Genomic DNA, 14,304 nt, shown 5'->3' on the forward strand with positions numbered 1-14,304 from the left:
CCCAGTCGGGTTCCGTGACAACCATCCGGCCACCCGGGGCGGTGACTCGGACGGCCTCCTGCAAAGCACGGCCGGGATCCGGCAGAAAATGAAGCACGCGGTCGATCCGCGTGCAATCGAAGCTGCCATAGGCGAAGGGCAGGCTGTGGATATCCGCCCGCTGGAAACTGACCGGCAGCCCCAGTGACGCCGCCCGGGTCTTTGCAATCGTCAGCAGAGACTGGCTGAGGTCGACGCCGACAACTTGCCCGCTGGCACCGACTCTGCGCGCCAGGGCCAGGACGTCGGCTCCCGTGCCACAGCCGATATCCAGCACCCGGTCGCCGTCGCCCGGCCGAAGCAAATCATGGCTGAACCGCTTCCAATGCTCGACGTCCGTCAGCGACAGGGCTAGGTCGAGAAAGCCGGCACAGGCAACCGGATCGTTTTCGTCGACTGAATCGAATCGAGGCGCAAACACTGGCTTATCTCCTGTTGCTTGCGATCGCAGGGGGCCGCGCTAGCCGCCGGATGTCACTGAGAAGGCCGAATACGAAGATCGAGCCGAGGCCAAGCGTGGCCAGCCAAGTCAGCACGACCGGCCAATATCCCGGCATCTCCCCGAGCAGGTTGCTGAACAGAATAAGATTGAACCGGGCGCTCACAACCAAGAGGAAGACCGTATAAATCAGCGACCCCACGGCATAGGCAGCAGCGACCCTGTCCCGGCTGAGCGCGCGCCATATGATCGGGCGCTGGCGCAGCGTTGTGATGAGGAGATTCAAGGAATGGCCCCGCAGATTGGGCCGATCGAGGAGGTCGGCGAGGGCATAGTAGCCATCGTATTCGAGCAGAGGGGACATGTTGTCCAGAACGATGAGGTATAGGACGCCAGCCAGTGCGAAGGCTGCAGTGGAGACTGACGGGACGGCGAGGAGGGCCAAGATCATGCAGGCTCCGGCGATGGTCAGGTCCGAAGCCGCGCCGGCGAGGCTCACGATGATCCGCTCGCGACGCCCCGCCAGCCACATATCCGATGTGTCGACATAGAAGAACGGTCCGATCCAGAACCAGCCGAAGCCAACACCGATGACCTCGCGCCTGAAATGCTTGGTGGCCATTGCATGGGCCATTTCGTGCAGAACCATACGGCCATAGAAAAATGGGGGCAGGAGCCAGCCCCACCGGGTCGACAACGCGGCAAAAGGATCGTGTTGAACCAAGAACATGGTCACAAAGGCAACAAAGCCTGCCGCCATAAGCGCGAGGAACAGCTCCGGCATCGGGCGTGTAAAAGCGACAAAGCCGATGTGGCGATAGAGCCATGTCAGCGACCGATCGACCCGCTTGATCGTCACACGCCACGTCAGGAGACGGCGGCAGACCGCCGCGACGCTGCGCCGGCCGGCGTCCGGACGTGACGCCGCAACATTCACGCCGTCCACCAGCCCATCCGCCGCCAGTCGGCGCACGGACACCATCACCTTTTCAGCATCCGACGGTCCCCCGTTTGCGCTGACATGCTCCGCGATGGCGGCCACCGTGCGTCGACCGTCGCAAAGCGACCAAATCCAGGCGCTCGCCGGCGACAGCCGATGGTAACGGCCGCACCTCCGATTTTTGACGATAAGCGTCTCGCCTTTCCCGTCCCGCCGCCGGTGCAATTCCGTTCCGAGTGCCCGGGACGGCGACGCGGCGAGGAGGGCTTCGTCGGCGGTCGCCGTCATGCTGCTTCCTTGCCGAGCAACAGCGGCAGGATCGCATCCGGCTCGTCGAAGCCCTGGACAAACCAGTCGGCCGCAGCCTGATCGGACGTTGCCCGCTGCAGGAAGTCCATCAGGGGTTGTGAAGGTTGCAGGCTCAAATTGGTCCAGATCGTCGCCGCCCTGACGCGCTTCCAGGCCGCGACAGCCACCCCCTCCATCCAGGCTTCGTCAAAGGCTTGGCGGCCGTGGCGCAGGATGGCGTCGAGGAAGATAGCCGCCATCTTGGCCGCGTTGTTCGCCCCCTGCCCTACCAGCGGGTCGTTGAGAACCACAGCGTCGCCCAGACCAAGGACGCGACGGCCGGAGGGCAGGCGGCCGACGGCATGGCGCACAGCGGGAGTGATGCGCCCAGCAAGCCCGGATTTCTCGTCGGTGGGCCTGGCCGGGGTCAGTCGCTCGGCTTCCGTGGCCAGGACAGGGGCCAGCGCCGATCGCATGGCCAGCCACAATTCGTCGGTAGTCATGTCGGAGCGACCGATGTCGAGCGGGCCGCCGATGACGGCCTCGAAGAACAGGATCTCGCACGGGCCGCCATGCGTGAGCGCCGGGAATTGCATGATTCCGCCCGCTCCCGGCACTGCCGTCGAAACGACGAAGTGCGGTCCTGCAGGGGCCTCGGCACCACGCAAATAGACCATCGACAACGCCCGCATCGGTCGCGTGAAGCATGACCACCGCGAATTCAGCGGGAACAATTCGGAGAGCGGTCCCTTTCCAGCGGCCACGACAACGAGATCGCTGTCGCATGCGCAGGCTTCGAGCAGATCGATATCAGCCGCACGGATGTCGAGGGTGCCGCCAAGACTCTCGAAGTGATCGAGCCATGCCGGAAACTTAAGGCGCTGGTCGATGGATTCCGCCGGGGCTCTCAGATGGCCGGTGAACGAGATCGCCGGCACCGAAGAGCCCAATGCAGACACGGACTCGACGCGGACGCCTGCGATTTCAGGCGCCTCGGCGGACCAGAGATCGAGGCTGAGCTTCCGCTCCTCGCCACGCGCGGTCGCAAACATGCACTGGCTGGACATGACCCGCCCGCAGGCGATGTCGGCCGCAGGCTTGTCCTGGACCAAGCGCACGGCATATCCCGCCCGACGCAATCCTATGGCGAGCATGAGTCCGGCTTGGCCGCCTCCAACGATCGTGATCGAGCGGACCTCCGTGGCCGCGTCTCCCGACACAGCGCTCACCGTGCCGCGACGATGGAGGCCGCGAGCACCAGATCTCGCAACATTGAAGCAGTGCGCTGTGCCGGCTGTGCGAGGTCGAGTGTGGCGAGAGCCGACTGGCACTGACGCTCGATCCGACGGATGACCTCGCGCATAACGCCCGATTCACGCAGGCGGTCGCATACTTGGCGCTGAGCGGTCCGCTGCCTCGCAGCATTGGCCAACAGCTTCTGCATCTCTGCGGTATGTGCCTCGTCTTCCTGTTCGAGATAAAGAACAAGCGGCAGTGTCAGCACCCGGCTCGCGAGGTCGCGGCTGGGAATGGAGCCAAACAGATCCAACAAATCGGATCGGAGCTGGCGGGCGACCCCGAGGGCACGCCCAAAATCGGCATAGGCACCCACCTGGGCTGGCGTGCCGCCCGCCAACGTCGCCGCCAACATGGCGAACAGGGCTCGCCGCTCGCCAGTCTTCATGGTGACCGCGAGTTCGACCATTCCGCTAGGCGGCGCTTGCAAACTGGAGGTCGCGATGTCCTCCAGTTGGCCGGCGCCGATCCTCGCGAGACCATCGGCGAGCATCCGCGTCATGCCGGCCGATAGCTCAATATCGCATGGCAATGCAAGCAGGACCTGGTTGGGGAGATGGGAGATCAGGCAGACGGCCCCCAGCAGCACCGCCGCTCGCGGCAATTCCAGGAGTGGGCCGTCGATCTCCATGTCGACAATGTGGTCAAGTGTGTAGATCCCGGCCTCTAGCAGCGTCAGCGCGGCCGCAAGTTGATAGACGGCGTCATCGGGAGCGCCACTGATGCCGGAATGCACCAGCAGTGGAAGTTGCAGGGCCATCCGGCACAAGCCGCCGTCGAGACCGCCGCGATCAAGCACGCTCGACAAGATAGTCTTGAGGAGGCCGGCCTGGGAGGGCGTCTGGGCGAAGCGATTGATCGCCGCGAAGGCGTCTCGCTCCGCACACTTGGCATGCTCGGAAAGCCATGCCTGATCGGATACGAGTGAGGTCTGCAACATTCGCTGTCATCCTGGGTCGACGGTGGCGAAGGTTTGACATGGCGGCGGTGGCGGATGGCCGCTTCTTCATGCGACCAATGCGGCGGTGCGTAGGAGCAGATGCTCATGCCCGCGCATCAGCCCGTGCTGCGTCGCCAGCGGCGACCTGCCGTCGACAACGAGATGGCAGAGACGATCGGCGAAGCCGGTCAGCAGGGCCGACAGCTGGATTCGGGCCACCGCAGCACCGATGCAGGCATGCGGCCCGGCACCGAACGACAGCGGGCGCCCCCTGCCCCGGGCGAAGTCCAGTTTGTCCGCCTGGTCGAACACCGCCTCGTCACGATTGGCCGAGCCGATCAGCAGCGCCAGCATTTCGCCCCGGCCGATCCGATATTCGCCGATCGCGGTGTCCTCGACAGCGTGGCGGAAGACGATCTGTCCGGGGGTGTCATAGCGGATCAGTTCTTCCACCGCGCGCGGCGCGAGGGCCGGATCCGCCGCCAATCTTGCGCAAGCCTCGCGGTCGGTGACCAACGCGGCAATGGAATTGCCGAGCATCGCCCTGGATGTGTCGTAGCCGGTGACGAGCAATACCAGGAGATCGGCAACGATCGCCTGCTGCTCGTCCGGGGCCGCTGACTGTAGCAATTCACCGAGCGGGTGAGGCTTGCCATCGCCACGGGCCGGATTGCTCAGGCGCTGATGCAACAGCTCGACCAGGCTCTCAAATTCGCCGATGCTTTCAGACAAGGTTTGGGCGTCCATGGGGGTAGATGCCAGCAACCCGGCCGTCATCCGCGACCGGGCTATGAGGGAGAGGATCTCGTGCTGCTCGATCCCGATCAGTTCCGTCAGCATGGTGACAGGCAGGGTCGAGGCGACGGTCTGGACGAAGTCGAAGCCTCCGCCGTCCAGGCGCTTGCACAGCTCGGCGGTTTTCGCCTCGATCGCCGTGCGTATCCGGCCGATCCGGTCGAAGCCAACGAACATCGACAGGGATCGCCGAGCCCGACGATGTCGGACTCCATTGCGAAACATCAGCAGATCAAGGAAGCCGGACTTATCGAGCCGAGCCCGGATCGCCGCCTCAACCCCCGGAAACGCCTGGGAACCGACAAGGGCAAAGGCTGGATTGCCAATGATCTGGGCGATCTCACGATGCTGCGTGACCAAGATGAAGCCGCTCGGGTCTCGCACCACTGAGCCGACCCGCCGCAGGACAGCATAACGAGCGTAAATGTCGGGCACCCGGCCAGCCAAGAAATCGAGCAGAAAGGCGTCAACCAGTTGAATGGGATCCTGCCGCGCAGCGGGATCCGTAAGTTCTTGGTTGTGAAACTGCATCTCGAAAAGCCCCACCTGTCATGGTCTTCCGGACCCACGAGCGCCGGGCGGTACGCCTGTCGAACGTCGCAAGAGGGGGGCATGCCTCACGCGAGGTGAGGCATGCCTTGGACAAGGACTGCTCAGCAGCCAGTGCCGCCGCGGCCGCTACCACCGTCCTTGCTGATGCGAGCCTCGAGCTCCTCATCAGAGAGATCGTCAAAATCGACGACATCGGCAGCGATAGACAGAGGCTGAAGCACAGAGTCCTCGGTGAGATCGCTCGCGGTCATGGTCTTGATCCGGTCAGTCATAGTCATTCTCCAATTTCAAAGATTTTGAGATTGAACAAACTGCATCGATAGACTTCAAAACACGCAATGGTCCTGAAGCAGGATAACAATAAGTTCGACTCCAATATGGAGTCAACAAATTTATTCAAAGAACAACCACACTGATTTTTTATAGTGCAATGAATATTATTGTCGCATTTTCGTAGCGTTGAGCGCTCTACAATTTAAATGTTGTGGAGTGCGAAAATTAAGTTCTTTTCCGAGGTCAACTTCTCACAATTTCTGCATTCACCAGAGCTCCTTTGGAGAGCGATGAATCGGTTTCGTTGTGAGGGGGGATCAAGCTTCCGCCATGGACACATGTCCGCTGGGCACGGCCGAGTTGTCGCGCGTCGAGCGGGTTGTCCGTGCCGAAGACCTCGGCCATGAGGTTAGATGAGAGTTCTTCGGGACCCTTTACATGTCGACCACCGGTATTTGGCGGAGGCGATCAGCCATGCGAAATGATATTACCTCCACTTCCCACTGAGCCTGCGGATGGAGGAGGCGATGTTGGCCGCCCGGGACATTGCCGCGAGTCACGCGACGGCGCGGGAGTGGGGCTTCAAGTTCGGCCGCGTCTTCGCCAACCGCATCCGGCGCCGCGCTCCGCGCCGGGGCGACGCATGGCATCTCGACGGGCTGGTCCTTATCAATGCCGACTCACCGGCCTCGCCCGGGCCGCCTGAGCGGATGCACCGTTCAGGGGCCGAAATCCGCCCTGCTCCTGGATCGCCCCAATAACTCGACGGTCCTGTCGCAAAGTCCGCGCCTCCTGTCGGGCTCCGCCCTCCCCGCTCCGTGGCCGCGGCGACATCCATTCGCAAATCTGGCTGTTGCCTTATGTCGCAACACCGGTCGTTGCTAGACTCACGCATAGGACAGTCTCCGTATCGCATAGTGTCATGAGCGTTTCTTGGCCTGGCTACGAGCACCGTGCGGCCGGTCGGAATTGCGCTTAAGGAAAGGCCGTGAGGCCACCGACGGAGCCGGTTGGGAGGCACCGCTCAGCAAATTGGATGGGCCACGGTCATGGTCGCGGCGGCGATCTCGGCTCGGATCCAACTATGCTCGCCGTCGCGGTGGCGGCGTTCGTGCCAGATCAGCGAGACGTCGTATGGCGGAAGTTCGATCGGCAGTTCCTTCGCCACCAGCGGCAGCATCGACGACGCCTGTAGCGCGACCCGATGCGGCACGGTAAGCACGAGGTCGGTCTCGGCCACCATCATCGGCGCCGCCATCATGTTCGGCACGATCAGCGGGTCGCGGTCCGGCAGCTTCAGCTTGGTCAGCGCATCATAGACTTGGCCGAAACCGCCTTCCGAGCCCGGCGCGATCACGGCATGACGCAGCGCCGAGAAGCGGTCCGCCGTCCATTCGTGCTGCAGCGAGGGATGGTCCCGGCGCAGCAGGCACACGAACCGGTCGGTGTAGAGCGTGCGCCGGAAGAAACCGGGCGGCGTGTCGTCGACTTGGCCGACCGTGAAATCGATTTCACCGCTCTCCAAACGCTTAAGCGACCCGGCCAGCATAGAGTGGATGACGATGTCAAGATGCGGAGCCCGCGCGCGCAGGCGCGGCAGCAGTCGCGGCAACAGAACCAGCGCCTGGTGCTCCGGCATAGCCACTGTAACCTTCGACCTTATGCCCTCGGACCTGAAGCTGGAGGGTGTCAGAATCTCTCGGATCTTCTCCAGGGCCAGCGGCAGCTTCTCGTGCAATTGCTCGCCGCGCGTCGTCAAGGCCAAGCCACTGGAGGTGCGCACCAGCAGGTCATCGTCGAAGACGCCGCGCAGCCGGGCCAGCGCCCGGCTCATCGCCGGCTGGCTCAGGCCCACGCGCTGCCCGGCATAGGTGACGTTGCGCTGTTCCAGCAGCGCCTCCAGCGCCACCAGCAAATTCAGGTCGACCGAGGCTAAGCTGATCCCACCGACACTTCCAAAACCGCCATTTCCGCGGGACGCTGCGCCGCCGGGAATCATGCGCTTGCCTCGAATATCATGGTTTCGACACACTCGCCGCACTGTGCCGGCACATGCGTACATCTCGTCGCAGACATGTATCCCTCCGAAATCTCGACCGTGCTTGTGCTGCCGCCCCACAGAGAAGCGGCGGAACAGCACCGAATTTCATTGCCCGTCCCTCTTCCCGCTCCTCAACTCGCGTGAACATCGCGTACGTGCAAAGTCTACATCTGGAAATCCGTCGTTTGCCGTGTGGACTGTGCCCGAAGATGTCGATCAGCCCTATCCCCCCTTTGGGGGAACGCGCGGCGTTTCTCGGGTGGAGCGGCGGACGACGCCCGGATCGTTGTCAGACCGCCGCGAGGGCTACGCTGCGACGCTCGAACGTCGAACGGAGCAGGTCACCCTCCGGCAGCGCGCCAGCGAGGCGTTTTCGGAAGGCCGCGCCGAACCGACCATGCGCTCTCGCCTGATGGAGATCACCGGCAGCCTGGCACACCACGGCGCCCGTCGCATGCACACGCCATTCGGCCAGCGGGACCTCCACGCCGTCACTGACAGCCTCGGCCTTGGCGACATCGGCCATCGCCTCCGATACCTCCCCATGGGCCAAGGCCGCCCGGGCGCGCACTTCCCATGCCAGGGCCTGCCAAGTCCGTTCGTCGGTTTGCGCTGCCAGATCGCAGAGGCGTTTGGCGCGCGCTAGGGCGGCGGCGTGATCGCCGTTCGCGATGAGGGCGCCGAGCATTCCCCACTTCAGCGCGAGGCGCCAATACCAGTCCAGATGCACCGGCCGTCGCTCCATCTCGGCTTCTGCCACACGCAGATATTCGAGCGCGGTGGCAATGTTTCCGAGGCCCGTCTCGGCCAGGCCGCAAAAGACCAGCGCGACCCTGCGCATACGAGGCAGGACTTGGGTGTCGCGATCAGCGCGCTGTTCGAACGGAAGGGAAGCGGCGGGTCCGCAGTCCCGCAGGACACCTTCGAAAACCATGGCGTGAAAAAGCAAGTTGCCGCGAAAGACTTGAATGTAGCCGGCCCCGGAGGAATCGCCGGCTTTTTGGAAAGCGGCGATATTGGCATCCATATCCGCGAGCGCAGCGCCGAATTCCCCAAGCGAGAATAGGGACCAGGGTACACCAATCAGACGCATCCAGGCCGAACTGGCCAGTTCCGTTTCGACCACGTCTCGCGGACTCTCGTGGAGCAGAGTGCGGTGGCTGTCTACCAGCTCCTTCACCTTTCGATAGCACGTCGAGATCAGACACAGCATGCTGAAGTGGATCTGTGCCCGCGCAATGGTGAGGCTATCGCCGGTGATCTTCAGCCGAGCCAGCGCGTCTTCGCATTCGCGGGCTTCGGCCATGTTCCAAGCAGATGTCCAGTCTTGGCAAGATCGATCTGTTCCATACTCGCGTCATCGGCGCCGTTTAGGCAATCACCCCCAAGACTGTATCAGAGCAAATTTGGGACAGTGATTACCCCTCAATGTGGGGCTAATGTTCCACGCTTGATAACACTCGACGACGTGACAAGCCCGCCGGGCGAAGCGGCCCTCGGCGTCAGCCGCCGGCGTGCTGGCGCATGTCCTGCAGCAGCCCGTCGATGCTGCCACCATTGTGAGCGAGCACAGAGGCGAAGTCATCGCGCCGGGCCACGTTCAAGCTGATCCGGGCGACAATGACGTCGACCACCTTGTAGCCGCCGCCCGCCAGGTGAACTCGCCAGTCGATCTCGATCGGTGGCCCGTCCTTCTGCCTGATCTCGGACGCGACCAGCGTATCGTTGCCGACGGTGCGGGCGCCCTTCACCACCAGGGTCTCGCCCTGGTAGTTCTGGAACCGCTCGGAGTAGGTCTCGACAATCATCCGCTCGAACAGGTCCAGATATTCCTGCTGCTGCAGCGGGGTGGCGCTATTCCAGTAGTGGTCCAGCACAAAGCGGCCGATGGTCTCCAGGTCGAAGCCCTGTTCAAGAGTCTGGACGAACTCGGCCTTGCCCTGCGCCGTTCCGGCGGCGCCGGCTTGGAGGATCCCGATTGTCCGCTTGGCCATGCCGTCGATGAAGGCTGCGGCCCCGTCGGCCTGGGCCGAAGCCGGCCGCGACAGGCCTAGCAGCGACAGGGAGGCGGTCGCCATGGCGCCCGCGGTCAGCACCATCCGTCTATCGATCATTTCTGGACCTTTGTTGTTCTGAGATCAGGCATCGCCGAGAACCTTGCGCAGAGCAATAAGCCCGCGGTCGCGCTCCGCGGTGAGGAGTCGAGTGTTGAACAGAGAGCCGCCATGCCGATCCACACACGCGACCTGCGGCTTGTGGCAGAACTCTTTCGTTAGAAGTGGTATTGGAGACGCAGCTTGCTACATCTCCCTTATGGGGGGCTCGCAGCGTTCCTCGGGGGAGCGGCGGGCGACGTCCACCAGGCAGGAGTTCGGTTCATCCGCTCCGCTGGTTCGGTTGATGTCCACTATAGCGGCGCCGAGGCTTGTCACGTTGTCGAGCGTGGCCGCGATGAGAGCCGCCTTTGCCAGACTCAAGCGGCGACGCATGCGGTGATACGCCTTGCCGCGAATGCCTCGGCCCGGAACTGTCGGTGTGTGCGAGCGGATTGATGTTGCGGACCATCGGCTGTTTCCGGTCGAGATCACGGCACCCGTGGCCGCGGCCGCGGCGACCCCTGTCCACCTCGGAGGAATGTGTCCCAATGCCCAGTCAAACACTATCGGCCCATTCTCCGTGACGAGAGGACGGCGGCGGCGCGCTGCTTCTTTAGAAGAGAATTCCTGTCTCAAGAAGCGCGCGGACCTGATCCGAACTGTTTTGATCCTGACCGAAAGCAAGTCCCCGGGTAGCATTCCCAACGTGAGTATACGATAGCTCACCACGGACGAAGAAGATTCCGCTCTGATAGGTTGGTGTTACGGTCAAAGACAACGCGTTGCTGTCAGGTCCGTACAGAAGATTGGTAGGGATGCAGTCTACAGAATGATGACAATCACCTCCGAGGGCCTTTATGAATTCCGCGCGCGTCGCAACGCTGAATTTCGGTGTAAGTGAATATTTGGTGAGAATCGCACCACCGAGGGTCTGGGCGGATGTATCGATGCCGACACCAGGATTGCGCCTTACGCTGGTGTATTGCACATACGGGCTGATTGTCAGAGGCCCCTGGGCATAGGTGTATATTAGATTGTATATGCTGCTATTGCCCTGAGGAACTGGAGCGACAAATTTGGTATCAAATGTGTGCGAAAAATTGCCTCCGGCTGCGAACGCCAGAGTACTGGAGTTGGTAAGCGCATAAGATATGGAACCTGAGATCCAGTTATAACGATCAGAATCAAAACCATCGTTGAAGGAGAGTGCGGCATTTAAGGGGCCGTCGTTATAATTGAATTGAACACCTTTACTGACTGCCGGCTCCTGATTCCAGAGCAAGCCTCGCTCGATATTCATATTCTGATATGAGAAAGTATACTCTGCGCCGATCAATGTCGGCAACGCCCCTGCCTGGATTGAGATCTCAGGGGTCAGAACCAGCTTCATATAACCAACGGGCAGCCAGCTGAAATTGTCTCTAGTCGCTTTGTCGGCTCGCAGATACGGCGTGCCGAGGGACGGCAGAGAGTAGGCGCCACCCTGTAGGTAGAACTGGAGGGGGCCGGAAGTGTTCTGGATCTCGATCTGAGCGTTGCTCAGATCCACAAGGCTGTCAGGATTGCCGGATACCGGGACAGCATGGCTTTGCGTGAGACCTAGAGCACTGAACTGACCTGTGACAAACACCTTGCCGAGCGGGCCCGCATCGAAGCTCATAGGGCTCGCATTCGGCGCCAAAGACCCAACAAAGGTGGGTGAAGTCAAAGGATCGGCGTAAGCCGATGTTGCACCAACGACCGAATACGTTAGCAGGCTGGCTGATAGGACGGACAGGCGGCCTAGGATCACGCTATGGACGGACATCACTCTGCTCTGAGTTGCACACTGCCCAACGGCTGTACGCCAGTCGAACATCAAGAATCTATGCGACGCTCATTTGAGGCGAGCGATGGCTGAAACTGGGTGATGAGGAGATGATCAGGCGGCGGCGTAAGTCCCGTCAGCCCCCCGGGGGCCCACTTCTTCCAATCAAACACATCATTCCCGAACATTACGATGGCATTTCCTGTGTCGATGACGCCATACCATGGCTCGATCGAGCATCTCCTGTCTGGCGGATGGTCACGTGTTCTTGTTTCCGGTGCTGCCAGGAGGTCAATCTCGGGACCCGATCTTTCGGGAGTCTGCGCGCCCTGCCGTCGCATCTTTATCCCCCAACTGGGCGGATCCCCCGGCATCTTTGAGGGGGTGTGGCGATCTCGCGCCGACCGGACCGACCCGCTAGCGCTGCATTTGCATCAGCCGGTCCATCGGCACCATGGCGTGGTTGAGATTGGCCATGATGATCATCGACCCGAACACGATGAGGCCGACGACGAAGATGCCGAAGGCCAGCGCCAGGAAGTTGTTGGTCTGGTCCGGCGCGCTCGAGATGTGCAGGAAGAACACCAGGTGGACGCCCATCTGGGCCACGGCAAGGACCGCCAGCAGGACAGGCACGCCGGGTGCGTAGACGAGATCGGTTGACGATGCCCAAAACGAGGCGAGCGTCAGGACGACGGCGTAGAACAGCCCGATGAGATAGGTCCGCCCGGTGGTCCGACCATGCTCGCTGATGCCAGGGGCCTGGCCTTGCGCCTCGGTTTGGTCGGTCATCGGTGTGCTCCCAGATAGACGATCGTGAAAACCCCGATCCAGACGATGTCGAGGGCGTGCCAGAACAGGCTGAAGCAGAAGAAGCGTCGCCGCACCATCGGCAGGAAGCCGAGCGTTGCGATCTGCAGCATCATGACCAGGAGCGAGCACAGGCCGACCGTCACATGGAGGCCGTGGGTGCCGACGAGGGTGAAGAACGCAGAGAGGAAGGCGCTGCGCGATGGCCCGTTGCCTGCGGCGAGCATGGTGGCAAACTCCCCGCGTTCCAGGCTGACGAAGGCCACACCGAGAATGAAGGTGAGGATCATCCAGAGAAAAGCCGCGGGCTTGTCGCAGCGCTGCACGGCCAGGGAGGCGAAGCCGCAGGTGACGCTGGAGGCGAGGAGGCAGGCCGTCTCGATGAAGACGTTGGTCTTGTCGAAGAACTCCGCTCCCGACGGACCGCCGTTCGTCTCGCCCGACAGCACCGCGTAGGCGGCAAAAAACACGGCGAAGATGATGATGTCCGAGAGCAGGAACAGCCAGAAGCCATAGCCCACCACGACCCGGGTCGGTGCGGGGCCGCGCAACGCCAGCGGTACGACTACGGAACGGCCATCGGGCACGGCCTGATCCACGACACTCATGCTGCAATCTCCCCTGGCACCTGTAACTTGTAGAAGGCGGCCACCTCCGCCGCCGAAATCTCGCTCTCGGTGTCCTTCCGCCACGCTTGGCGGAGACCAACGGCGAGCGAGCCGAGCAGGCCGGCGATGGCCAGCCACCAGATGTGCCAGATGAGCGCAAAGCCCAGCACGACGGCGATGAACGCGAGGAAGAAGCCGGTCGGGTTGCTGCGCGGCAGATGCAGCGGGATGTATGGGCCTGTTGGAGCGAACTGCCCCTGTTGCTTGGCTGCCCAATAGGCGTCGGTGCCCTCGACAGGCGGCAGGAAGGCAAAATTCCAGGCCGGCGGCGGCGACGCCGTGGACCATTCGAGCGTGCGGCCGTTCCAGGGATCGCCCGTGAGATCCCGGCGGCGCTCACGTGTGCGGATGCTGACGACGAGTTGGGCGGCCGTCAGGCCGATCCCGATGAAAATCAGGCTCGCGCCGGCCAGGGCGACGAGCATCAGCGGCTGCCAATGGGCATCGGGGTAATGCTGCATGCGCCGAGTAGCGCCCATCAGCCCGAGGGCGTAGAGCGGCATGAAGGCGAGATAGAAGCCGATGAACCAGCACCAGAAGATCGCCTTGCCAAGGCGTTCGTCGAGCTGGAAGCCGAAGGCCTTCGGGAACCAATAGGTGTAGCCGGCGAACACGCCGAACACGACGCCTCCGATCACCACGTTGTGGAAATGCGCGATCAGGAAAAGGCTGTTGTGCAGCACGAAGTCGGCCGGCGGGATCGCCATCAGCACGCCGGTCATGCCGCCGATCACGAAGGTCACCATGAAGCCGAGCGCCCAGAGGATCGGCACGGTGTAGCGGATCCGCCCGCCATAGAGCGTGAACAGCCAGTTGAACACCTTCACGCCGGTCGGCACCGCGATGATCATGGTCATGATGCCGAAGAAGCCGTTGACGTCGGCGCCCGCACCCATGGTGAAGAAGTGATGCAGCCAGACCATGAAGGACAGCACGCAGATCGCCATCGTCGCCATCACCATGGAGCGATAGCCGAAGAGCGGCTTGCCGGAGAAGGTCGCGATGACCTCCGAGAACACGCCGAAGGCCGGCAGGATCAGGATGTAGACTTCCGGATGGCCCCAGATCCAGATGAGGTTGATGTACATCATCGGATTGCCGCCGCCGTCGCTGGTGAAGAAATGGAAGTCGCAATACCGGTCGAGCAGCAGCATCGCGAAGGTCGCGGTCAGCACCGGAAAGGCGGCGACGATCAGGAGGTTCGCCGCCAGCGCCGTCCAGCAGAACACCGGCATCCGCATGTAGCCCATACCGGGCGCCCGCAGCTTCAGGATGGTCGTGGTCAGATTGATGCCGCTGAGCAGCGTGCCGACGCCGGAG

Annotated in this window: 13 protein-coding genes; all 13 read right to left on the reverse strand. The window is 62.4% G+C overall.

The features are described from left to right. Positions 1-460: methyltransferase domain-containing protein (locus AC3XYG_RS32115; protein WP_489143955.1), on the reverse strand; the 460-nt coding region annotated here is incomplete at its 3' end. Positions 461-464: 4 nt separating this feature from the next. Next, the gene (locus tag AC3XYG_RS32120; protein WP_489143956.1) at positions 465-1,706 is read right to left on the reverse strand and encodes a PqqD family peptide modification chaperone; all 1,242 of its coding nucleotides are present in this window, start codon (positions 1,704-1,706) and stop codon (positions 465-467) included. Beyond that, complete coding sequence (locus AC3XYG_RS32125; RefSeq protein WP_489143957.1) at positions 1,703-2,818, reverse strand: styrene monooxygenase/indole monooxygenase family protein; 1,116 nt, start codon at positions 2,816-2,818, stop codon at positions 1,703-1,705. The genes AC3XYG_RS32120 and AC3XYG_RS32125 overlap by 4 nt, the downstream gene beginning before the upstream one ends. A 113-nt stretch (positions 2,819-2,931) precedes the next feature. Beyond that, a complete protein-coding gene (locus AC3XYG_RS32130) occupies positions 2,932-3,942 on the reverse strand; it encodes a polyprenyl synthetase family protein (protein ID WP_489143958.1) in 1,011 nt (336 codons plus the stop codon). Positions 3,943-4,008: 66 nt separating this feature from the next. Next, entirely contained in the window at positions 4,009-5,268 is a 1,260-nt protein-coding gene (locus AC3XYG_RS32135; protein WP_489143959.1) for a cytochrome P450, read from the reverse strand. 122 nt (positions 5,269-5,390) lie between these two features. Continuing rightward, positions 5,391-5,561, reverse strand: coding sequence for a hypothetical protein (locus tag AC3XYG_RS32140; RefSeq protein WP_489143960.1), 171 nt, complete (start codon positions 5,559-5,561; stop codon positions 5,391-5,393). Between the two features lie 1,025 nt (positions 5,562-6,586). Then, on the reverse strand, positions 6,587-7,561 hold the full coding sequence (locus AC3XYG_RS32145; RefSeq protein WP_489143961.1) for a LysR family transcriptional regulator: 975 nt from the start codon (positions 7,559-7,561) through the stop codon (positions 6,587-6,589). A 331-nt stretch (positions 7,562-7,892) separates the two neighbouring features. Continuing rightward, positions 7,893-8,909, reverse strand: coding sequence for a hypothetical protein (locus AC3XYG_RS32150; protein ID WP_489143962.1), 1,017 nt, complete (start codon positions 8,907-8,909; stop codon positions 7,893-7,895). Positions 8,910-9,105: 196 nt separating this feature from the next. After that, positions 9,106-9,702 (reverse strand): MlaC/ttg2D family ABC transporter substrate-binding protein, encoded by a 597-nt coding sequence (locus tag AC3XYG_RS32155; RefSeq protein ID WP_489143963.1) that lies wholly within the window; start codon positions 9,700-9,702, stop codon positions 9,106-9,108. A gap of 610 nt (positions 9,703-10,312) precedes the next feature. After that, positions 10,313-11,359: an outer membrane beta-barrel protein gene (locus AC3XYG_RS32160; RefSeq protein ID WP_489143964.1), complete on the reverse strand. Its 1,047-nt coding sequence runs from the start codon at positions 11,357-11,359 to the stop codon at positions 10,313-10,315. 564 nt (positions 11,360-11,923) lie between these two features. Next, entirely contained in the window at positions 11,924-12,298 is a 375-nt protein-coding gene (gene cyoD, locus AC3XYG_RS32165) for a cytochrome o ubiquinol oxidase subunit IV (protein WP_489143965.1), read from the reverse strand. Continuing rightward, the gene (gene cyoC, locus AC3XYG_RS32170) at positions 12,295-12,924 is read right to left on the reverse strand and encodes a cytochrome o ubiquinol oxidase subunit III (RefSeq protein WP_489143966.1); all 630 of its coding nucleotides are present in this window, start codon (positions 12,922-12,924) and stop codon (positions 12,295-12,297) included. Before cyoC ends, cyoD begins: the two co-directional genes overlap by 4 nt. After that, positions 12,921-14,304: cbb3-type cytochrome c oxidase subunit I (locus tag AC3XYG_RS32175; protein WP_489143967.1), on the reverse strand; the 1,384-nt coding region annotated here is incomplete at its 5' end. The genes cyoC and AC3XYG_RS32175, both read right to left, overlap by 4 nt.

Source organism: Inquilinus sp., assembly GCF_057815775.1.